This window comes from Desulfocucumis palustris (genome assembly GCF_002933875.1).
Lineage (GTDB): Bacteria > Bacillota > Desulfotomaculia > Desulfotomaculales > Desulfocucumaceae > Desulfocucumis > Desulfocucumis palustris.
On the sequence record NZ_BFAV01000028.1, the window covers coordinates 32,123 to 52,850 of the forward strand.

Sequence of the window (20,728 nt, forward strand, 5' to 3'; positions counted from 1 at the left end):
TAAAGGCTTGAGTTTCAAGCCGTGTTGCCAGAGCCCCTAAAAGGCATTCCGGAGCTTTCTGGTTTATGCTTTTTTTATTTCCTGGGCCATTTTGCTGGTAAAATTGTTTACGGTGTCGGTGATATTTTCAATGTTTTTGTTGATGCTGCATTCTTCCCCGCTGCTGTTGCGGAATCTGATTTTGCAGCCCGTAAACAATGCCAGGAGCAGCAAAGCCACGGTAAGCGGCAGCGCAAGGATGGTTAACAGCAGGGGAATCGTCAAAGGTACGTTAACTATTGTTTTCTCATCCCGGGAGATGATAAAACCGATTCTATTTATTTTCCCAAAAATGTTTTTGGTTTTTTGGAAAAAAGATGACTGGCCGCAGCAATTTCTTTCCGGTTTTAACTTATTCTCCTCCTCCAGGAAGGCCAGGGCCTCGACGATGTTGCCGCCGCATTTTTCCAGAGCCTCTTTTGCTTCTTTATAGCCCACATTTGCTCTTTTCCTCAGTAGATCAATTTGTTCCAGGGTAATTTCCATGTTCAATGCCCTCCGTGTGAAAATTTAGTTTATGCTGATATCATAAACAGCCGGAGTTAGAGGGACATTAGTCAAAAATTAGAATTTGATTAGAAAAGTATTTTCAGGTAACCGGCTGGAAAATGCCCAGATGGTATCAAGGGTTTTTAATTAACCCCCTGATAACTCTTTCGTCCGTAGGGAATGCCAGGGGAGGAGCGCCGCCCGGATCAAAAAAGCCGACCCGGTCCAGGTCGGACTGGGCTTTAAGCTCCCCCCCGGTAATATCCGCCCCGAACCATATGCCTACGGTATGGGATTCGGGATTGTGGAAGTTCGAATGCACCGCCAGTATGCCTGTTATTTTTATATCAAGGTTGGTTTCCTCCTTGAATTCCCGTACCACGGCTTCATACACGTCCTCATCGTATTCAACATAGCCGCAGGGTATACACCAGAGCCCCGGGTAGCTGCTCCTGCGCCTTCCCAGCAAAATACGCCCGGACCGGTCAAATACCACCGCGGCCACCCCCACCACCGGGTTTTCGTAAAATATGTAAGCGCAGCTTTCGCAGGTAAGCCTCTGCCTTTCGCCGTATTGTTTATAAAATAATCCACTTCCGCATTTGGGACAATAAAAGAAACGTTGCTCCACCTTTTCACAACCTTTTCATTAATCTTACTAAATTAAAGACTTTATAATAAATTTGGCGTAATAATCGTAATTTCAACAAAATGTAATGTAGCATTATAATAATATCATGTCAATCAGTCGTATTCCGCTGGAAAAATGTGTTTCGCCCGGAGGTTTGAACCCCCGGGCGAAAAGGCAATTACAATTTACCTGGCAAAAACATGCCGTCCGATCTGCATGGTAACCGGTCTCTGCCACACCCATTTACTTCTGGCGGTTTGAGGATTCCAGAAATAAAGGGCGCCGTGGGTGGGATCCGAGCCATTCATGGCCATGTTGGCGGCCTTTATGGAATCACTGCTGAGAGGCCGCGTATACTGCCCGTTCATCACGGACTCGAAGGCCAGGGGCTGGTAAACCACCTGATTTAACCTGCGAGGAAATTTTCCGGACTCCATGCGGTTTATGATCACCGCGCCCACGGCCACTTTGCCTGTCATCGGCTCGTCCGCCGCCTCTCCCTCGATAACCATGGCCAGCAGGCGAGTATCGCCCCTGTTTATCCAACCCCTGGATACCTGGACTGTTTCCGCTCTCCTGAAATCCCTGCGGGTGCTGCTGTAATCCTGCGGCAAATCGCCACGGCCATTGTTGACTGAGTTTATTGCCGCCGGATACATATCAGCCCCGTTATACAGCCCGCCCGCGGATGCCATCACGGCTCCGGCGCTTCCTCCGGCCCTTGGCGGAGAGGCGCTGTAGGCAATTCCGCTGAAAAAAACCAGGGTTAAGGCTATACCTATCGAGGTCTTAGATGAAGTATCAAAAAAGGAATAAAAATTAATTTTATTTTTTAAATCTTTAATTCCTTTCACGCCTTGCATAGCAATAGCATTTTTGATACCGTCATTGATAATATTGCATAGCCCTTGCAAATCCTTCCTGGTATTATAATAAATGAAATTGATTCTCTTTTTAAAAGTTGACCATTGCTTATTAATAAAAAAAGCCATAGTATCAACCCCTTCCGTAAGTTTACCGTGGCTCATGTATTATATATTAGCCAAACCGGTAAAGTCAAAGGTAATTAGTGGTTTTATAGAATATGGTATATTTTATGGCATATTAATTACTTTCAAGATTCACTGCGGGATTGTCATAAGCTATTAGATTTAGGAATTTTTCCGGGAGTTTTTGACCCTGCGCCGGTCTTTTACAGTGGGCGGCAAAGAACAGGGACAGACTGTGGATCATCAATATTGTGCCTTTCTTCAATTTTTATTGGATCTATCTACTCGGCTGCAAACATGCATTTTTTATATCCAAACCTCCCCTTGTGATATTGATTTTTCTCAAGGTATCCCGCTCTATGTTTATTTGTTTGAAGCTCCTCCGTTATCGGCAGGTATACCGGACACCTTTGTCTAACCTTTAAAAGAGCATTAATATAAGTTAGCCTTGATTCGGAAAAAGACGGTGATATTTTTGCTGGGAATGGGACATTACATAAGCCTGGGAGTAACCCTGCTGGTTTTCTGCCTCCTGGGGCTTATATCCACTAGAATGGTAAAATCCGTTTCGGATTACCTGGTGGGCGGCAGGAAGCTGGGGCCCCTGCTGGTGGCCGGGGGGATAGTCGGGGGCTTTGTGGGGGGCACGGTAACCATAGGCACCGCTCAAATGGCTTACCGCTACGGAATAAGCGGAATATGGTTTACCCTTGGCGCCGGGGCGGCCTGCCTGCTGCTTTTTCTGTTCCTGGCCAGGCCGCTGCGGGAAAAAGAAGTGGACACCGTGTCCCAGTTCCTGGCGCTCACTTACGGAAGCAAAGCCGTACCCTGGGTAGCTCTTTTCGTGGGCGCAGGCATGTTTATCCAGGTATCGGTTCAAATGGTGGCCGCGGCTCCCATGTTAACCGCCATTTTACCCGTATCCACCAAATTCGCATTATTAATTTTCGCCGCGCTGACCATCTTTTATGTGCTGGGAGGAGGTATCTGGGGCAGCAGCCTGGTGGGATTGTTAAAGCTGCTGCTGCTGTCGGCAACCCTTCTGGCGGCTGCCGTCGCCGGATGGACACTGACCGGCGGCGGCGCTTCCCTGACCGGATATTTCGGCCTGTATCCCTGGTTCAGCCTTTTCCCCAGGGGTTTTTCCCTGGACCTGGCGGGGGGACTGTCGGCGGTGATTGGTTTTATATCCACCCAGGCCTGTATTCAGCCCGTGTTTGCCGGCCGGGACGTCAAATCGGCCCGGGCGGGGGCGCTGGCGGCCGCCATACTCATTCCCCTCTTCGGGGCCGCCGGTGTGCTGGTGGGAATGTACATGCGGATGACCCGGCCGGATATAGACCCCGCCATGGCCCTCCCCCTTTTTATGCTTGAACATTTACCGCCCTGGATAAGCGGCGCGGGACTGGCCACCCTGCTGGTGACCATGGTACTGACTTCCTCCGCCATGGCCCTGGGGATAAGCGCTTTGTTCAGCCAGGACATTTACCCCCGGCTAAGGCCGGGACGCACCCCCGGGGAAAGGCTGACGGCAGCCCGGGCGGCAGTGTTTGTCACCATCCTGGCGGGAACCTTAATGGCATTCCGCACCATGGGAGATCTGATTCTCGACTGGAGCTACCTTTCCAACGCCCTGAGGGGGGTAACAGTTTTCGCTCCGCTACTGGCCGCCGTCTTTTTCGGCCGCAGGGTGCCCCCGGCCGCCGGAGTACTGGCGGTATCCGCCGCTCCATTGTTCGCAGCCGCCTGGGCGTTATTTTTCCCGGGAACCCTGCACCCCCTTTACGCGGGACTTCCGGTCAGTTTTCTTATTATAATTTCAGGTTTAATTCACCCGGGACTGTATTCCGGTTTCGATAAGGATAAAAAATTGCAGCGCTGATTAAGCTCTAATCATATCCCCGCAGCCCCGCCGCACTATCGGCTGCTGTTCGTCGTGAATGTCGATAACGCCCCCCAAGAAGGATTTTTACCGTGTAAATAGAATTTAAAGATTGAAAAAATAATCTCCGGGCACGGCATACCTTGTTTAAAAAATGTGGTGGCCTTGCCGCAGGGTATATCGGGAAACTGATATGTCTCCCATCGTGGAAAGGAGTACATAGCTTTATTAAAATACACCGGCAGGCATACGGTTTTGTATCGCGGCCGGGCTGTCTTTCACCCGGCCGCGTCAAAAACCTTATGCCCTTTCATGGCATGTATTTAATTGTGTAAAGTCTTTGTCTTTCCTGGAGGCAAAGCTTTTTATCATTTAAACAATATTCCTCCGAGTTCATTTGCCTAAAGTTCGCCATGGCGGATGAACCGATAGGGTGTGCCGGGAAACTGGCATGCCTCCCATTGTGGAAAGGAGAGCTGATATGATGACCGTTAAGTTTTATTGACGGTTCCGGGTTTTTGCTATTGCCTGGAACAGGTTGATTTTATACCCGTTGCCTTTTTATCCCGTACCATTACAATCAAAGGGGAGAATACTCGTGGATACATTTAAAATTTATATTAACGGCCGGTGGATTGACACCGGCAGCTATTATGAGGTCTTCAACAAATACAGCGGAGAACCGCTGGCCAGAGTATGCCGCGCTTCCTCGTCCGATGCGTTCGAAGCCGTTGACTCTGCGGAAAAGGCATTTCAAAACAATAAACTCACCCCGCTACAAAGATACTACATTTTGGAAAAAACCTCGGAGATTCTGCTTTCCCAGCAGGAACAACTGGCTATGACCATAGCCCGGGAGGCCGGAAAACCTTTTAAAGAAGCCCTGGCGGAAGTTTCTAGGGCAGCCAACACCTTTCGCATATCAGCTGAGGAAGCCAAACGTATTAAAGGAGAAGTTGTCCCATTAAGCACCACGGGAAGCGAAAACAGATTCGCCTATACCGTCAGGGTACCGCTGGGGGTAGTCTGCGCCATAAGCCCGTTCAACTTTCCTTTAAACCTGGTGGCGCATAAAGTGGCTCCGGCCATTGCGGCAGGCAACACCGTGGTTTTAAAGCCGGCCTCCGCCACACCCATATCATCTTTAAACCTTTGCCGCATAATGGAAGAGGCCGGCCTGCCTCCGGGCCATTTGAACGCAATCACCGGGGCAGGCTCGGAAATCGGCGAAGCGCTCCTGGACGAGCCCCGCTTCGCCTACTATACCTTTACGGGCTCACCCACCGTGGGGAAACAAATCCGCAACCGCATAGGATTGAGAAAATGCACCCTGGAAATGGGCTCAAACTCCGCCACCATCGTTCACAGCGACGCGGACCTGGAAAAAGCCGCGGCCGCATGCGGCCGCATGGCATTTGCCAACGCCGGCCAGGTATGTATATCCGTGCAGCGCATAATGGTACAAAAAGACGTGGTGAAACAGTTTACGGAACTTCTGGTGCGGCAGGCCGAAAAACTGGTGCTGGGAGACCCGGCGGACCCCAAAACGGATGTGGGTCCCATGATATCTGTGCGTGACGCCGAAAGGGCGGAAAAATGGATAGCGGAAGCGGTATCCGGGGGAGCCAGGGTACTTACCGGAGGCTCACGCACGGGCCCCCTGCTTAAGCCGACAGTGCTGACAGGAGTAAATAACAGCATGAAGGTGGTATGTGAGGAAATATTCGCCCCCGTGGTATCAATATCCACTTTCAACACCTTTGAAGAAGCCCTGAAAATGGTCAATGACTCCAAATACGGCCTTCAGGCCGGAGTATATACCGGCTCCATTTCCCTGGCCATGCAGGCTGTGCAGGAACTGGAGGTGGGAGGGGTAATGATTAACGACACCTCTGTTTTCAGGGTTGATGAAATGCCTTACGGCGGCGTGAAAGAAAGCGGTGTGGGCAGGGAAGGTCCCAGATACGCAATAGAGGAAATGACCGAGCCCAAACTGGTTGTCTTAAATATCTAAATACCGGCGACTAAATAACTGAGGAGGATTGGATAATGGCACAAAAGCTCAAAATGTATATTGACGGACAATGGGTAGACGCCGTCTCGGGCAAAACCAGGGAAATTATTAACCCGGCCAATGGAGAGGTAATTGCAGTGTCGGCGGACGGAGGCGTGGAAGAAGTCAACCGGGCCGTGGCGGCGGCCAAAGCCGCCTTCTATGAAAACGGCTGGTGGGACACCCCCGCCAGCGAAAGGGCCCGGCTGCTCTTTGAAGTGGCCAGGCTGCTTGAGGAAAATGCGGACCAGCTAGCCCGGGAAGAAACCCTGAACAACGGCAAACCGCTGAGAGAAGCTTATTTCGACGTAAGCGACGCTGCCGGATGCTTCCGTTATTTTGCCGGCCTGGCCACCAAACCCCACGGGCAAACCTACGAAGTGCCGGACCCCATGCAAGCCATGGTGGTGAGGGAACCCGTCGGGGTTTGCGGCCTCATAGTGCCCTGGAACTACCCTCTGCTGATGGGGGTGTGGAAGCTGGCCCCGGCCCTGGCGGCCGGTAACACGGTGGTATTCAAGCCCGCCGGCATAACACCCTTAACCTCCGTAAGGCTGTTTGAAATATTTGAAAAAGCCGGTTTTCCCCCGGGAGTAACCAACCTGATCCTGGGCCCCGGTCCCGAGGTGGGCAACGCCATTGCCTCCCACCCCGACGTGCACAAGGTGGCCTTTACCGGAGGCACGGAAACAGGCCGCAATATCATGGTGGCTGCCTCCGGCAACATCAAAAAAATATCTCTGGAACTGGGCGGCAAATCTCCCAATATCGTATTCGCCGACGCTGATTTCGAAACCGCTGTGGACTATGCCCTATTCGGCATTTTCGCCAACCAGGGTGAGGTTTGCTCCGCCGGCTCCCGTTTATTGCTGGAGGAAAGTATCCACGATCAATTCGTAAGCCGCATGGTGGAAAAAGCCAAAAAAATCAAAGTGGGGCCCGGACTTTCACCGGACACGGAAATGGGGCCGCTGGTATCCAAATCCCACATGGAAACAGTGTTGAATTATATTGAGACAGGTAAAAAAGAGGGAGCCGTTCTGGCCTGCGGCGGCAGCAGGATAACCGCCGGGGAGTGCGCCGACGGCTACTTTGTGGAGCCCACCATATTTATAAACACCACTCCGGATATGACCATAGTCAAAGAAGAAATTTTCGGCCCGGTGCTTGCGGTGCAAAAATTCAAAGACGAGGCCGAAGCCATAAAAATGGCCAACGACTCGGTTTACGGCCTGGCCGGCGCGGTATTCACCAATGACGCCGCCAAGGCCCACAGGGTTATCCGGAAACTCCGGGCGGGAATCACCTGGATTAACTGCTACCACCCCACATACAACGAAGCCCCCTGGGGAGGATACAAGCAGAGCGGCATAGGACGCGACCTGGGCACATTCGGCTATGACGAATTTACAGAAGTAAAACAGATAAACGTCAATCTTGAGGTAGCCCCCACAGGCTGGTTCAAGGAATAAGTGCAAAGAATAAAGAGCGCCCGCAGCGTGTAATGCGCGGGCGCTCTTTTTAATCGGCTCTATTTTTCCCGGTCCGCCGGTTGTTTTTCATTTTGCCGGTCCGTCCCCAGACGTCCGGCTTTCCTGGCGGATTCCCGCAGCAAAAATTCAATGTGCGCGTTTACGCTCCTGAGTTCGTCCGCCGCCCATTTTTCCAAAACCTCATACAGTTTGGGGTCGATTCTTAAGGGAAAGCTCTTTTTTGCAGGCATACCGGCAACCCATTAATACAGGCTTCCCGTGTTAATCACCGGCTGGGCGGACCTGTCCGAAACAATGGCCACCATCAGGTTGTTGATCATGGCCACTTTGCGCTCCTCGTCCAGTTCCACCACCCCATTCTGCTGCAGCTGGGTTATGGCCATCTGGGCCATGCCCACGGCCCCATCCACAATTTTCTGGCGGGCGGATACTATGGCGGCGGCCTGCTGGCGCTGGAGCATGGCGCTGGCTATTTCGGTGGCATAGGCCAGATGGGTCAGCCTGGCCTCAATCACCTCGACTCCGGCCACGGCCAGGCGGGTCTGCAGTTCCCTGGCCAGCTCCGCGGCCACCTCCTCGGCATTGCCCCGCAGGGAGTAGCCCTCATCCTCAAAGGTGTCGTAGGGATATTTGGTGGCCACGTGCCGGAGGGCTGTTTCACTTTGAATTTCCACGAATTCCTCGTAATTATCCACGTCAAACACGGCCCTGGCTGAATCAACCACCTTGAAAACCACCACCGCGGCTATTTCCACGGGATTCCCCTCCACATCGTTCACCTTGAGCTTGGCGCTGTTGAAATTGCGCACCCTTAAGGAAACCTTTTTGCCAACGGTAAGGGGGACCGTCATCCACATGCCGTTGTCCCTGATGGTGCCCAGGTATTTGCCAAAAAAAGTCACCACCCTGGACTGGTTTGGCTGCACAATGGTAATGCCCGAAAACAGCAGCACCGTCGCAAGGGTAGCCAGGATGCCGGCAATAATATGAAGCTTTAAGAAGAGATAAATTGCACCGGCGAGCAGCAGAAGAACAAGAAGAATCGCCAGGAATCCATTAACCTTCCAAACCTTTTGCTCTTTCATAGCAACCTCCGTTTTCATATTAATTACATACCAATATGATATCACTTTGATATGAAATGTCAACTGTCCGCCAGGGCATTGACCGCCCTTAGGTACAGGCTGTGACGCAAATCATTGCAATTTTTAATAAAAAAATTAACATTAATACAGCTGCAGTCTTCTCTCCACCTGGAGCAGCGCCGGGCCAAAGCCATTATAAGACGGCCAAAGGACTATTCTTTAAGTATTTTTCCAAAAGCCAAATCAGCATATCCTTAAAGGAGGTTGTTCCGTTTGTCCTCTATGTACAGCATTGAACGCTGCCGCAACTGCCCCAACTCAATAATAGATCTGGATGCCGTGGAAAAACTGGTCAAGGAGGTTTTCGAAAGCACAGCTTTTAATCAAAAGCAAAAAACCAGGTTACAAACAGACCGCCCCATGCACCACCAGATTTTCCGGGTGGCCATAGCGGGCTGTCCCAATTCCTGCTCTCAGCCGCAAATAAAGGATTTCGGAATTCAGGGGCAATTGGTCCCCTCCCTGGCGGAAGGCTGTACCCTGTGCGGTGAATGCGCCCGCTCCTGCCCGGACCAGGCTATTGAGCTAATGGAAAGCGGCCCGGAAATAAACCGCGGGCTCTGTCTTAACTGCGGAGTCTGCGTAAGAAAATGCCCGGTGGGCGCACTGCGGAGTCAAAAAAGCGGTTATCGGTTATTAGCTGGAGGAAAGCTGGGCCGAAGGCCCCGGCTGGCAACGGTGGGAATAGAACTGGCGGACGAAGACAGTTTAAAAAAATACCTGTCTGAAACCCTATCGCTCTTAATAAACCGGGGAAATCCCGGAGAGCGCCTGGGCCAACTCCTGGACAGAATATAGCAACAAAGGGTGGCAAGGGGACGTTTCGTTTGCCATTATTGACAAACCACACCTCTTATTCGCTCTTCTGTTCCCGTACCAATGTCTTTTACTTTGCTAAACTGGCGATTGCCTGTATTTGTACTTCTTTTTATCTGTTTTTTTAACTTTCTCTTTATTCTTTGGCAAACTTTTAATCGATTCCGGTTTATTGTAAATTCTTAATTTTTATCTGTATGTTTTATGTTTACTTCACACTCAATACACTGGCAGTTATTAGGTGTTTCCACACTATTTTCCACAAATCGCCACTCTGACTTATATGGCAAACGAAACGTCCCCTTGCCAGAAAAGATTTCGGAATTCAGGGGCAACTGGTCCCCTCCCTGGCGGAAGACTGTATCCTGTGCGGCGAATGCGCCCGCTCCTGCCCGAAGGAGGTGGCAAGGGGACGTTTCCCTTGCCACCTCCTAACAATTATTTTACATTCTCTATTATTCCCCTACCAATGCCTAAAACCCTGCTAAGCTGACGGTTGCTCGCACCCGTACATTGTTTTATCTCTTTTATCACATTATCTCGATCCTCTTTGCGCAAACTTTTAATCAATTCCGGTTTATTGTAAATTATTAATATTTGATCACTTAATTTTTTATCTGTATATTTTATGTTTACTTCATACTCAAGACACTGGTCGTTATTAGGCATTTTCATAAAATCCAAAAAAGTATCTTGACTCGAAAAGAAGCCTTTTCCCCTATCTACACTGACCAATTTTTGTTCGGCTCCTTCAATATAATGTGTATAACTGCTCCATTTATAATGGGATATATCCTGCACTAACCCTGCTTTTATCGGATTTTGGTGAATATATCGTAACGCAGTCAAGAAATATGTATCATCTTCAATTGCTTCGCTTTTATATCTGTTTTGAAACAAATGACCTGTCCGGGAATACTTTATATTATGCCACTGCACATAGCCAACAGTTATTCTCTTTATTGATTCTCCGATAAGTTCATGCCCTTCCTCTATCAATAAGTGTACATGATTATCCATCAGGCAATACCCGTAAATAATATAATTACTTTTTTCCTTTGCCCTGGATAGATAAAATAAAAATTTCTCTCGATCCTGATCATCAAGAAAAATTTCTCTCTTATCAATTCCTCTTAACATAACATGATATATCCCTGTACTGCTTTTTTCTCTACATTGTCTTGCCACAAATTGCCACCCTTAATTATTTTACTTCTTTCTTATTTACCTGTCAAACGAAACGTCCCCTTGCCATCCCCCTTGCCATCCCCTTGACGCCGCTGAAGACAAATAGTGCAGCCCTGGGCGGGGGCTGCACTATTTGCTTTGGTGAGAATCAGGTATTAACCTGTTTATATATCAATTACCGCCTGGTCTGGACGGCAATGGCAAAGTCGGGGCAAACCATCAGGCACCTTAGACAACCTACGCATTTTTCGGTGTTGGAGACTGCCATGGGCTTGTAGCCGGAAGAATTGAACGCTTCACCGCTGCTGAATACCCCGGGGCCGCAAACCTCCCTGCAGTAACCGCACTCCTTGCACACCGGGGAATTAACCTCCACCTGATAGTCCCTCAGGTCGCAGGAAAGGCAGCGCCGGGCCTCGCAAAGGGCGGCCTCCCCGTCATACCCCGGCTCCACCGGATTGAATCCCCCCAGGCGCTCCTCTATCCCGGGAAGAACCATCGCTGCGCGGAGGGTTCCCATGGGAAGGGCCGGGGTCAGATTGTCGCCGTTTTTGACGGAAAGGGTTTCCCGCAAATCCCCGCTGCCCCCCAGGTACCTGTCTATGGAGGAAGCCGCCAATTTTCCCTGAGCAATGGCCTGGATTATGGATGAAGGTCCAGTTGCCGCGTCTCCGGCGGCAAATATACCCTTTGTGGCCGCGGCAAAGCTTCGATCTATTTTCACCGTTCCGTCCGCATTGCCCTCAAGACCAAGGGCCGCCGCGCCGGCGGACTGCCCCACGGCCTCTATCAGGGTATCAAAGGCCACGCCAAATTCGCTCCCGTCAACGGGCACAGGTTTTGGCCTGCCGGTATCGTCCGGGGAGCCCAGGGTCATTTTCAGGCAAATTACTTCTCCGTTGCGCACCGCTGCCGGAGCGCACAGATATTTGAATTTCACGCCCTCTTCCAGGGCTTCCCTTACCTCTTCCGGGTTCGCGGGCATTTCCTCCGGTGTGCGCCGGTATAGCACGGTGACGTCCCCGGCTCCCAGGCGCAGCGCAGCCCTGGCCGAGTCAATGGCCGTGTTCCCGCCTCCCACCACCACTACCTTGTTGCCGATATATGGCGGGGTGTTTCTGTTCACCTTTTCCAGAAAAGCGATCCCGTCCATCACCCGGGCCGAGGCCTCGCTGAGTTTAACGGACTTTCCGGCCAGCCACGCCCCGGACGCCGCCAGCACCGCGTCAAAGCCCTCTTTTAAAAGGCTCTCCGCTGAATTAACGGAAGCATTGGTTTTAATTTCCACACCCCGGTCCCTGATAACGGATATTTCCCTGTCGATAATCTCGTTGGGCAGCCTGTAGCCGGGAATGCAAAACCTCATCATCCCGCCCGGCTGGGGCAGCGCTTCAAACACAGTAACGGCATGACCCTTTCCGGCCAGATAATATGAGGCGGTCAAACCGCAGGGGCCGGCGCCGATAACGGCAACCTTCTTACCCGTGGGCGACTCCGTTTTGAGTTTATCCTTCCAGGTGTCCTTTCCCTTTTCCGCCGCGGCTCTTTTGAGCAGACGGATTGCCACCGGCTCATCGTACTGCCGGCGGGCGCATTGGGACTCGCAGGGATGCACGCAGGCATAGCCGCAGATCGAGGGAAAGGGTATGCTTTCCCGGATCACCGCCAGGGCCTGATCAAAATTACCTTCTTTTATGTATCTGATATAGCGCGGCACATCAACACCAGCGGGACAGGCCTGCTGGCACGGCGCCACTTTCCTGTTTTCTGCCGTCGTTTCCATCATCCGCTATGGCCAACTCCTTCCCGCCGTTTATTTTGCAATAAGGTCCACGCCGCTGCACAGCGCCATTATATTCATATCCGCAACCTTGCCGGAAAATCTTTTTTTAATCACCGATTCCAGACTTGCCACCTTAACCAGCCCGGTAACGGCGCTCATGGCGCCCAGGGCAATCATGTTGGCGGTCCCGGTATGGCCAAGGTTTCTGGCCATCTCGGTGAAGGGGAAGCCGTACAGGTTATCGCCTTCCCGGGCTTCCAAAAGCGTGGTGTCATAAAAAACCGGTATATCCGAATAACCGGAAGCATATATTTCCATGGCCTCTTCGGTGAGGGCCAGCACCATGTCGGGTTTAATAACCTGCTGGTAGATTATCTCTTCTTTATCGATTATTACCTCCGCCTTGGAAAAGCCTCCCCTGCTGGCTATTCCGTACGACTGGGTCTGCACCACGTTTTTGCCTTCCAGTATTGCCGCCTCGCCCAGCATCATGCCGCAGACGATAAGCCCCTGGCCACCCGAGCCGGCCAGTATTATTTCATATCTGTCCTTCATGCCAGCTCCCCCTTTCTCAAACCACAAGGGCCCTTACACGTATTTTTTCATAACAGGCGCTGAAATCCGGCGCGTCCCGGTCAACCAGCTTGCCGATTACAAAATAACCTTTTTGCTCAGGGCTCTCCAGCTGCAGGTACTTTTCCCGGGATACCCCTTTTTCCTTGAGCCATTTAAGCATTTCCACGGATACCTTCATTTTGTTGTTACGCCCGAAATGGGTCGGACAGGGGCTTACAGCCTCCACCACGGAAAAACCCTTCCTGGCAATAGCTTCCTTTATGTGATTTTGCAAATCATAGCCGTGATAAACCGTGCTCCTGGCCACATAGTTGGCTCCGGCCACATCCGCCAGGGCGCAGATATCAAGATCCCTCTCCGGGTTGCCGTAAGCGGTGGTGCTGGTATAGCTGTCCTTGGGGGTGGTGGCGGAGAATTGCCCGCCGGTCATTCCGTAATTATAGTTGTTAACCACAATGGCGGTCAGATCTATGTTGCGCCTGGCGGCGTGAACAAAATGGTTACCCCCTATGGTAACACTGTCCCCGTCCCCCATCAGCACCACCACGTTAAGCCTGGGATTGGCCGCCTTAATGCCGGTGGCGAAGGGAAGCGCCCGGCCATGGGTGGTATGCAGGGCATTGGTGGTAATATAGTCATCCGCCTTCCCCCAGCACCCTATTCCCGTGACCACCACGGTTTCATTTTTTTTGAAACCCATTTCCTCGAAGGCCCGGAGCAGCGCGCCAAGGACTACGCCGTTGCCGCAGCCTGAACACCACATTAAAGGAAGGCTGTCCTGTTTTAAATATTTTTGGCCTGTGGCGTGAGACATCACAAAACCTCCTTCGCACCCCGCTTGATTTCTTCCAGTATATCCCCGGGTGTTATAATCTGGCCGTTGTATTTATTTACCCGCCTGATATCCGTGGCGGGTCCCAGCACCCGGGTCACCTCACCGGCCACCTGGCCGCTGTAGTTCATCTCCGGCACCACAACGGTTTTGGCCTTTTTCCCCAGCTCCGCTATTTCCCTGTCCGGGAAGGGCCAGACGGTAACCAACTGCAGCACCCCCGCCTTAATTCCCTCTTTGCGGGCTTCCAGGGCCGCGGCCCGGGCCGCCCTGGTCACGGCGCCGAAGGCTATCAGCAAAACATCCATGTCCTCCACATCGAAGGTTTTGGTTATTACTATTTCATCACGATAGCGCTCTATCTTTTTGTGCAGCTGGGCCACCTTCCAGGCCGCGTTGGCCGGGCTGTTGTTGCTGAAGCCCTCGGGGCCGTGCATGGAACTGGTGACATGAAAAACATATTCACTGCCGTAGGCGGCCAGGGGCGCTATACCGTCCTCCCCGGGCTCGAAAGGCTTATAGCTGTCCGGATTCACGGAGGGTTTCTTTCTATCGAATACTTTTACCTCGCCAGGAGCCGGAAGGGTAAAGTTCTCCCTCATGTGGGCCACAATTTCATCCGCGGCCAGGATCACCGGCACCCTGAATCTTTCCGCCAGGTTGAAGGCCTCCACTGTCAGGGTAAAACACTCCATCACCGACGAGGGCGACAGGGCGATTACCGCCTGGTCCCCGTGCCTGCCCCACCTCACCTGCATAATGTCGGACTGGGCGGGCTTGGTGGCCAGGCCCGTGCTGGGGCCGGAGCGCTGCACGTTAACCACCACGCAGGGCACCTCGGCCATCACTGCAAAACCCAGGTTCTCCTGCATAAGAGAGAACCCCGGCCCGCTGGTGGCGGTAAAGGATTTAGCCCCGGTAAGAGACGCCCCCACTATGGCTCCCATGCTGGCTATTTCATCTTCCATTTGCATGTACACGCCGCCTATTCTGGGCATCACCCGGGAGCACTCCTCCGCTATCTCAGAGGACGGAGTTATGGGGTAGCCGGCAAAAAACCTGGCCCCGGCATAAATAGCCCCTTCGGCTATGGCCTGGTTGCCCTGGATGAGCTTTGCTTCCCGCTGCAAGTAAATCCCTCTTTTCTCGTTAAGCATTAACGCTGAAATTTCATAATGCGGACATTATCATCATAATATGGACGTTTTAAAATTATCATTAGGTGTAATTGATGTCAACACATTTTGATAATAATCCGGTTTTTTCGCCCGGAACCCGGCCTCGTAAAACTGAATATTTACAAAAATTTGAATCTCCCCGGATTTTAAACTTGACTCCCTATTTGATATAATGCTAATCTTTACGTAATATTTGCATGATGGACAAAATGTCCGCATGGTGGACAAAACCGGAGCGTGCTGCTGATGTCGAAAACCCAAAAAGTTCAGTCCATAGAAAGGGCCTTATCCATACTGGAATGCTTTTCAATAAATGAAACGGCATTATCCATCCTGGAAATCAGTGAAAAAATTGATTTGCCCAGGCCTACCATCGCCCGGCTGGTATATACCCTGGAATCCAGGGGATACCTTATGCGCAAGGGCTCCAGCAAAAAGTACAGCCTCGGCATGAGCCTGTTCAGACTGGGTACCATTGTGCAAAACAGTATTCAGTTAAGCACCGTGGCCAGGCCCATACTTAAAAAACTTCAGGCAATTTCAAACGAAACGGTATATCTGGATGTTATTGACGGAAATTACCGTTTGTGTGTTTTGTCCTTTGAAAGCAACCATACCATACGCTCGGTGGTGCCGGTGGGCCAGCGCTCACCGCTTCACGCGGGTTCGGACGGCAAGGTTCTGCTGGCATATCAGCCTGAAAAATATATTAACGATTTTATTCAAAACAGCTATCTCAAATCTTTTACGGCCAACACCATAACGGACCCGGAAAGGCTTAAAAAAGAGCTTTCCATTATACGGGAAAAAGGTTACTCCTTAAGTTACGCCGAATATTCCCCCGACAGCGCGGGCATTTCAAGCCCGGTATGGGACGGCACGGGTAACGTGGTGGCGGCTATTTCCTTATCCCTGCCCCAGTACAGGGCAACCGAGGATACGGTGAAGATTTACATCAGGGAACTGCAAAAGGCCTCGCAAGCATTATCCAGGCAACTGGGCGCCGATATGGATTAAAGTCCAAACCTTATAACGCGCTGCCATTGCTCCAATAAATTTCAACTTCATTTGAAAGGAGGGAAATGCCAGGAATACCGGCCTTTAGCAACAAAGCAAAGTTAGCAGTCAATTGAGCAATGTTTTACCAGGAAATTATTAACAGTGAGTCAACCGGTTTCAGTTTTACAAGGTCTTATTAACCAGCTCTTTTTAAAATGATTGACGGTTATGCCAGAACTGGGGGAAAGCAAGTGGACAAAAACAGAATTTTACGATTTTTAATTACCATAGCCGCTGTGGGCATGTCTGTTTTCATTCTGGTCAATTCCATAGCGGTTCCTGTCACGGCAATGATTCAGCGGGCATTTATATTGATGCTTAGTTTTTTTATCATTTTTCTGGTGCACCCCTTCAGAAAAAACAGCCAAAAGGGAATTACAGTATTTGACGCGGCCCTGGCCCTTTGCGGCCTGGCTGTTGGCGGATACGTGCTGATTAACTTTAATGAAATGGTAATGCGCATGGGCGCCCCCAATAAAATGGATCTGCTCTTTGGGGGACTGTGCATACTGCTGGTTCTGGAAGCCACCCGCAGGGCCATAGGCTGGCCCCTACCCATAGTGACCGGCGTTTTCCTGCTCTACAACTATTTCGGGAATCACATACCGGGTACCTTCGGACACAGGGGTTATGATATTCCCCGCATTATTAACCAGATGTATCTGACAACGGAAGGTATTTTCGGAGTCCCCCTGGGAGTTGTGGTGAGCATTGTTTTCCTGTTCGTATTATTTGGATCCTTTTTGGAAAAAAGCGGCGGGGGCAATTTCTTTATTAATTTTGCCGTGGCCGTGGCCGGAAAAGCCAAGGGCGGACCGGCCAAAATCGCTGTAATCGGCAGCGGGCTGATGGGCACGATTTCCGGAAGCAGTATAGCAAACGTCGCCACCGTGGGCAGTTTAACCATTCCCATGATGAAACGCGTGGGTTACCGGCCGGAATTCGCCGCGGCGGTTGAGGCCGGGGCGTCCACGGGCGGCCAGATTATGCCTCCCATAATGGGCGCCGGGGCTTTCATCATGGCCGAGTTTACCCAGATACCTTACGTGCAGATTATTGCCGCCGCCGCCATACCCGCCATACTGTACTACTTCAGCATCTACATGAATGTTCACTTTGAGGCCTGCCGCACCAACATGGAAGGCCTGCCCGAGGATGAAGTCCCGAAGCTCAAAAAAATTCTTCAGGATGGCTGGGTGTACATAATCCCCATCGTATCACTGGTGGCAATACTGATCATGGGGTACAGCCCCGCCCGGGCGGCTTATATAGGCATCGCCCTGCTGATACTGGCAAGCATGCTGCGCTCCGCCACCCGCATGAAGCTTGTGGATATCTGGGACGCCCTTAAAGACGCGGGCATGACTTCCTTTTCCATCATAGCGGCCTGCGCCTGCGCGGGAATGATTGTGGCCACCGTAAGCATGACCGGACTGGGGATTAAATTTTCCAATATGATCGGCGCCCTGGCGGGAGGCAAGGAAATACTGGCCCTGGGGCTGACCATGCTTGCTTCGCTTATACTGGGAATGGCCCTGCCAACCACGGCCAATTACATTGTGCAGGCCTCCGTCGCAGCCCCCGCCCTGGTGGCACTTGGCCTGCCGGTTCTAACCGCCCACCTCTTCGTGTTCTATTTCGGCGTATTCGCGGACATAACCCCTCCCGTGGCTCTGGCGGCCTACGCCGCGGCCGGAATCGCCAAGGCCAACCCCTTGATTACCGGTGTACTGGCCTCGCGAAACGTTATTGTGGCATTTTTAATCCCCTACCTGTTTGTTTATTTTCCGGCCCTGCTGGGAAAAGCCCCGGCTTCCCAGGTGGCAATTGTTACAATAACCGCCATGCTGGCCGTGGTGGCCTTAAGCGCCGCCTTTACCGGCTTCTTCCGCCGGAAGTGCGGAATCATAGAAAGACTGGGCTTGCTGGTAATAGGAGCGCTGCTTTTGTACCCCGAGCACTTTAGCGATATCATAGGCTTCGGGTTGCTGGTTTTGCTGTTTGTTTACCAGGGTTTCAGCGCCAAGGGCAATTTAAAAACCGGCGCTTGATTTAAATTTCTTGCTTTAAATTTTACGGGCGGTTAAGACACCGCCTGAGTTCAGGTGTAAGTGGAGGTGATACGGCAAACACCATATATCATTTCTTTTGTCCGGTTAGAGACAAAATTTTTAAAGATGGAGGAGGTCTACTTTATGAAATTCAGGAAATCCATGCTTCTTGCCCTGGCAGCGGTTCTGGCCCTGGTGATACTGGTGGCGGCCGGATGCGGAGGCGGCGGTGAGCAAAAGGGCGATGAACAGAAGGCGCCGGCGCAGACCAGCAATATTTCAATATCCACAGGAGCCACCAGCGGCACTTATTATCCCCTGGGCACAGCCATTGCCAACACCCTGACCAATGCCGGAATAGGTCTGAACGTTACCGCTGAATCCACCGGCGGTTCCGTGGAAAACGTGCGACTTCTCGGCCAGGGTCAAACGGAAATCGGCTTCGTCGAATCCATGATTGCCGACTGGGCCTATAACGGCAAGGAAGTATTCAAGGACGGAAAGGTCGAAAACATCCGCGGATTAATTTCCCTTTATCCCAATACCATCCAGACCGTGGTTAAAGAAAGCTCCGGCATCAAAACCTTCGCCGATTTAAAGGGCAAAAAGGTGGCGGTGGGCATACAGGGAGGTTCCAGCCCGCTGGCCATGCAAGCCGTTCTGGAATCCTACGGCCTGAGCATGAATGATATCAAACCCCAATACCTGGCCTATGGCCCCTCAATGGAACTATTGAAGGACGACCAGGTTGACGCCGTTCTGGTTGACGCCGGCGCCCCCAACTCGTCTATCATCGACATTAGCACCCAGCACCCAATCCGCATCCTTTCCATCGACACGGAAAACATCAAAAAGATTAAAGAAAAATACCCATTCTTCTCCGACCCGGTCACCATTCCCAAGGGAACCTACAAGGGCTTTGACGAAGACATTACCACCACCGGCTCACTGGCCGCCCTGTGCGTAAGGGCCGATATGTCGGATGAAATGGTATATAACATCATCAAGACCATTATTGAGAAAAAAGATGATGTAGCCAAGGTGCATGAGAAAGGCAACACCATTAACCTGGAATCCGCCACCGATGGTTTCTCCATCCCCATCCACCCCGGCGCTGAGAAATATTACAAGGAAAAGGGAGTTTTATAAACGGGCCCTTTCCACGGCAAATAACTTTTGTTTCAAAGACAAGGCTGTGCGTTGCGTACAGCCTTGTCTTTGTCATTGTAAGTGGAAAATAATTCATGCCGGTTATTAATATTAAATCCAGCCCCTGGCCGCCATGGCTTCCTCCACCCTGCGCAGGGCCATAACCCAGGCCGCCATGCGCAGGCTTATGCCCTTCTCACCGGCCAGCCGGTAAACGGAATCAAAGGTTCTCACGAACATCTGCTCATATTTCCGGTGCACTTCTTCCTCGGTCCAGTAATAGTTGTAATTGCCCTGCACCCGCTCCAGGTAGGCTATTACCGTGCCGCCGCCATTGGCCAGTATATCCGGAACAACCACCACGCCCCGGCTTCTGAAAATATCCTCGGCAGCCCCGGTGGTGGGCCCGTTGGCCCCCTCCACCACTATTTTCGCCTTTACCCGGGGCGCTTTTTCCCCGGTGATTACCCCCTGCACCGCGGCGGGTATAAGAACGTCGCAATCACAGGTCAGCAGGTCGCTGTTGCTGATGACGGCGGAACCCGGAAAACCCGCCAGGCATTGCTCGCAGCCCGCGTATTCCTCCAGTCCGCTTATATCCAGGCCCTCTTCCCGGTAAATACCCGATTTGACATCGCTTACGGCCACTATGGAGGCGCCATAGCCCTCCAGAATCCTGGCGGTCCAGAGTCCCACCTTGCCGAAGCCCTGGATGGCCACCCGCAAGCCTTTAATATCCCGGCCGGTAACCCGGCAGGTCTCCCGGACGGCCAGGCTTACACCCAGCCCGGTGGCCGCCGCCCGGCCCTGGGAACCTCCGATTACCACCGCTTTGCCGCTGACGGCGGAAGGCTCGTGGTTCATGGAATGAATTTGCTCCCACTCGTCCAGCATCCAGCTCTGGGTTTCGGCATTGGTGCCTATATCCGCCCCGGGGAAGTCCCTGCCGGAACCCATCAGGGGAGCTATGGCCCTGATGTAAGCCCGGCAGACCCGCTCCAGCTCGAAACGGGATAATACCGCGGGATCGCAGCACACTCCCCCCTTGCCGCCCCCGGCCGGCAAGCCGTTCAGGGAATTCTTCACCGTCATCCAGAGGGCCAGGGCTTTAATGTCTTCCAGGGTTTCCTCCGGATGGAACCTGGTGCCCCCCTGTATCTGGCCCAGGGCGTGGTTATGGTGAACCCTGTAGCCGGTCATAAATTCAGTTTTGCCATTATCCATCTTTACCGGGAAATTAACAATCAGCACCCGCTGGGGCTCACTCAACATCTTTATTGTTTCCGGCCTCAAGCCCGCTATGGCGGCGGCTTCAGCCAGCTGTCCCCTGGCTGTGTCCCAGGCCGATTCCGCTGCTATGGACATACTAACCTCC

The 20,728-nt window shown here is 52.0% G+C and carries 19 protein-coding genes and 2 riboswitches; of the genes, 8 read left to right on the forward strand and 11 right to left on the reverse strand.

The window, feature by feature from the left end; translation table 11 throughout:
• Positions 1-63: 63 nt before the first annotated feature.
• From DCCM_RS02655 to DCCM_RS02665, 3 genes are all read right to left on the reverse strand, one after another.
• Positions 64-525, reverse strand: coding sequence for a DUF4342 domain-containing protein (locus tag DCCM_RS02655; RefSeq protein WP_104370919.1), 462 nt, complete (start codon positions 523-525; stop codon positions 64-66).
• A gap of 136 nt (positions 526-661) precedes the next feature.
• The gene (locus DCCM_RS02660) at positions 662-1,159 is read right to left on the reverse strand and encodes an NUDIX hydrolase (protein WP_104370920.1); all 498 of its coding nucleotides are present in this window, start codon (positions 1,157-1,159) and stop codon (positions 662-664) included.
• Positions 1,160-1,344: 185 nt separating this feature from the next.
• Positions 1,345-2,151, reverse strand: a complete 807-nt coding sequence (locus DCCM_RS02665; protein WP_231702618.1) for a cell wall hydrolase — start codon at positions 2,149-2,151, stop codon at positions 1,345-1,347.
• A gap of 481 nt (positions 2,152-2,632) precedes the next feature.
• Between DCCM_RS02665 and DCCM_RS02670 the strand changes: the two genes are divergently transcribed.
• The 3 genes from DCCM_RS02670 (at position 2,633) to DCCM_RS02680 (ending at position 7,555) form a co-directional block, all read left to right on the forward strand.
• On the forward strand, positions 2,633-4,030 hold the full coding sequence (locus DCCM_RS02670) for a sodium:solute symporter family protein (RefSeq protein WP_231702626.1): 1,398 nt from the start codon (positions 2,633-2,635) through the stop codon (positions 4,028-4,030).
• A gap of 113 nt (positions 4,031-4,143) precedes the next feature.
• A riboswitch (molybdenum cofactor riboswitch) is annotated at positions 4,144-4,262 on the forward strand.
• Positions 4,263-4,403: 141 nt separating this feature from the next.
• Positions 4,404-4,520, forward strand: a riboswitch (molybdenum cofactor riboswitch).
• Positions 4,521-4,628: 108 nt separating this feature from the next.
• On the forward strand, positions 4,629-6,044 hold the full coding sequence (locus DCCM_RS02675) for an aldehyde dehydrogenase family protein (protein WP_231702619.1): 1,416 nt from the start codon (positions 4,629-4,631) through the stop codon (positions 6,042-6,044).
• A gap of 35 nt (positions 6,045-6,079) precedes the next feature.
• Entirely contained in the window at positions 6,080-7,555 is a 1,476-nt protein-coding gene (locus DCCM_RS02680) for an aldehyde dehydrogenase family protein (RefSeq protein WP_104370922.1), read from the forward strand.
• A gap of 59 nt (positions 7,556-7,614) precedes the next feature.
• On the opposite strand, the gene DCCM_RS02685 is transcribed toward DCCM_RS02680, so the two are convergent.
• The gene (locus tag DCCM_RS02685) at positions 7,615-7,806 is read right to left on the reverse strand and encodes a type II toxin-antitoxin system antitoxin (RefSeq protein ID WP_104370923.1); all 192 of its coding nucleotides are present in this window, start codon (positions 7,804-7,806) and stop codon (positions 7,615-7,617) included.
• A 12-nt stretch (positions 7,807-7,818) separates the two neighbouring features.
• Positions 7,819-8,661 carry an SPFH domain-containing protein gene (locus DCCM_RS02690; protein ID WP_104370924.1) on the reverse strand — a complete coding sequence of 281 codons (843 nt, stop codon included), beginning with the start codon at positions 8,659-8,661 and terminating at the stop codon, positions 7,819-7,821.
• A gap of 282 nt (positions 8,662-8,943) precedes the next feature.
• On the opposite strand from DCCM_RS02690, the gene DCCM_RS02695 reads away from it, so the two are divergent.
• Together DCCM_RS02695 and DCCM_RS19675 are read left to right on the forward strand one after the other, a co-directional pair.
• Positions 8,944-9,519 (forward strand): 4Fe-4S binding protein, encoded by a 576-nt coding sequence (locus tag DCCM_RS02695; protein ID WP_104370959.1) that lies wholly within the window; start codon positions 8,944-8,946, stop codon positions 9,517-9,519.
• Positions 9,520-9,872: 353 nt separating this feature from the next.
• Positions 9,873-10,025 carry a 4Fe-4S binding protein gene (locus DCCM_RS19675; RefSeq protein WP_373855387.1) on the forward strand — a complete coding sequence of 51 codons (153 nt, stop codon included), beginning with the start codon at positions 9,873-9,875 and terminating at the stop codon, positions 10,023-10,025.
• Here DCCM_RS19675 and DCCM_RS02700 read toward each other — a convergent pair.
• From DCCM_RS02700 to DCCM_RS02720, 5 genes are all read right to left on the reverse strand, one after another.
• Positions 9,976-10,725 carry a transposase gene (locus tag DCCM_RS02700; protein ID WP_104370925.1) on the reverse strand — a complete coding sequence of 250 codons (750 nt, stop codon included), beginning with the start codon at positions 10,723-10,725 and terminating at the stop codon, positions 9,976-9,978. The two genes, DCCM_RS19675 and DCCM_RS02700, sit on opposite strands and share 50 nt — an antisense overlap.
• A gap of 175 nt (positions 10,726-10,900) precedes the next feature.
• The gene (locus tag DCCM_RS02705) at positions 10,901-12,511 is read right to left on the reverse strand and encodes an FAD-dependent oxidoreductase (protein ID WP_104370926.1); all 1,611 of its coding nucleotides are present in this window, start codon (positions 12,509-12,511) and stop codon (positions 10,901-10,903) included.
• 27 nt (positions 12,512-12,538) lie between these two features.
• Positions 12,539-13,063, reverse strand: coding sequence for a 2-oxoacid:acceptor oxidoreductase family protein (locus DCCM_RS02710; protein ID WP_104370927.1), 525 nt, complete (start codon positions 13,061-13,063; stop codon positions 12,539-12,541).
• Positions 13,064-13,079: 16 nt separating this feature from the next.
• Positions 13,080-13,898, reverse strand: coding sequence for a thiamine pyrophosphate-dependent enzyme (locus DCCM_RS02715; protein ID WP_104370928.1), 819 nt, complete (start codon positions 13,896-13,898; stop codon positions 13,080-13,082).
• Entirely contained in the window at positions 13,898-15,046 is a 1,149-nt protein-coding gene (locus tag DCCM_RS02720; RefSeq protein WP_231702620.1) for a 2-oxoacid:acceptor oxidoreductase subunit alpha, read from the reverse strand. The genes DCCM_RS02715 and DCCM_RS02720 overlap by 1 nt, the downstream gene beginning before the upstream one ends.
• A gap of 294 nt (positions 15,047-15,340) precedes the next feature.
• Here DCCM_RS02720 and DCCM_RS02725 point away from each other — a divergent pair, with 294 nt between their 5' ends.
• From DCCM_RS02725 to DCCM_RS02735, 3 genes are all read left to right on the forward strand, one after another.
• Positions 15,341-16,111: an IclR family transcriptional regulator gene (locus DCCM_RS02725; RefSeq protein ID WP_128739064.1), complete on the forward strand. Its 771-nt coding sequence runs from the start codon at positions 15,341-15,343 to the stop codon at positions 16,109-16,111.
• A gap of 233 nt (positions 16,112-16,344) precedes the next feature.
• A complete protein-coding gene (locus DCCM_RS02730) occupies positions 16,345-18,204 on the forward strand; it encodes a TRAP transporter permease (protein WP_165791994.1) in 1,860 nt (619 codons plus the stop codon).
• Between the two features lie 144 nt (positions 18,205-18,348).
• Entirely contained in the window at positions 18,349-19,353 is a 1,005-nt protein-coding gene (locus tag DCCM_RS02735; RefSeq protein ID WP_165791995.1) for a TAXI family TRAP transporter solute-binding subunit, read from the forward strand.
• A gap of 111 nt (positions 19,354-19,464) precedes the next feature.
• On the opposite strand, the gene DCCM_RS02740 is transcribed toward DCCM_RS02735, so the two are convergent.
• The gene (locus DCCM_RS02740) at positions 19,465-20,718 is read right to left on the reverse strand and encodes a Glu/Leu/Phe/Val family dehydrogenase (protein WP_104370933.1); all 1,254 of its coding nucleotides are present in this window, start codon (positions 20,716-20,718) and stop codon (positions 19,465-19,467) included.
• Between the last annotated feature and the right edge of the window lie 10 nt (positions 20,719-20,728).

Excerpts from the sequence above, each read along its gene's own strand:
- DCCM_RS02705 (WP_104370926.1), bottom strand. The coding sequence starts at position 12,511 with ATGATGGAAACGACGGCAGAAAACAGGAAAGTGGCGCCGTGCCAGCAG.
- DCCM_RS02690 (WP_104370924.1), bottom strand. The coding sequence starts at position 8,661 with ATGAAAGAGCAAAAGGTTTGGAAGGTTAATGGATTCCTGGCGATTCTT.
- DCCM_RS02725 (WP_128739064.1), top strand. The coding sequence starts at position 15,341 with ATGTCGAAAACCCAAAAAGTTCAGTCCATAGAAAGGGCCTTATCCATA.
- DCCM_RS02670 (WP_231702626.1), top strand. The coding sequence starts at position 2,633 with ATGGGACATTACATAAGCCTGGGAGTAACCCTGCTGGTTTTCTGCCTC.
- DCCM_RS02715 (WP_104370928.1), bottom strand. The coding sequence starts at position 13,898 with ATGTCTCACGCCACAGGCCAAAAATATTTAAAACAGGACAGCCTTCCT.
- DCCM_RS02735 (WP_165791995.1), top strand. The coding sequence starts at position 18,349 with ATGAAATTCAGGAAATCCATGCTTCTTGCCCTGGCAGCGGTTCTGGCC.
- DCCM_RS02680 (WP_104370922.1), top strand. The coding sequence starts at position 6,080 with ATGGCACAAAAGCTCAAAATGTATATTGACGGACAATGGGTAGACGCC.
- DCCM_RS02685 (WP_104370923.1), bottom strand. The coding sequence starts at position 7,806 with ATGCCTGCAAAAAAGAGCTTTCCCTTAAGAATCGACCCCAAACTGTAT.
- DCCM_RS02740 (WP_104370933.1), bottom strand. The coding sequence starts at position 20,718 with ATGTCCATAGCAGCGGAATCGGCCTGGGACACAGCCAGGGGACAGCTG.
- DCCM_RS02665 (WP_231702618.1), bottom strand. The coding sequence starts at position 2,151 with ATGGCTTTTTTTATTAATAAGCAATGGTCAACTTTTAAAAAGAGAATC.
- DCCM_RS02695 (WP_104370959.1), top strand. The coding sequence starts at position 8,944 with ATGTACAGCATTGAACGCTGCCGCAACTGCCCCAACTCAATAATAGAT.
- DCCM_RS02655 (WP_104370919.1), bottom strand. The coding sequence starts at position 525 with ATGGAAATTACCCTGGAACAAATTGATCTACTGAGGAAAAGAGCAAAT.
- DCCM_RS02710 (WP_104370927.1), bottom strand. The coding sequence starts at position 13,063 with ATGAAGGACAGATATGAAATAATACTGGCCGGCTCGGGTGGCCAGGGG.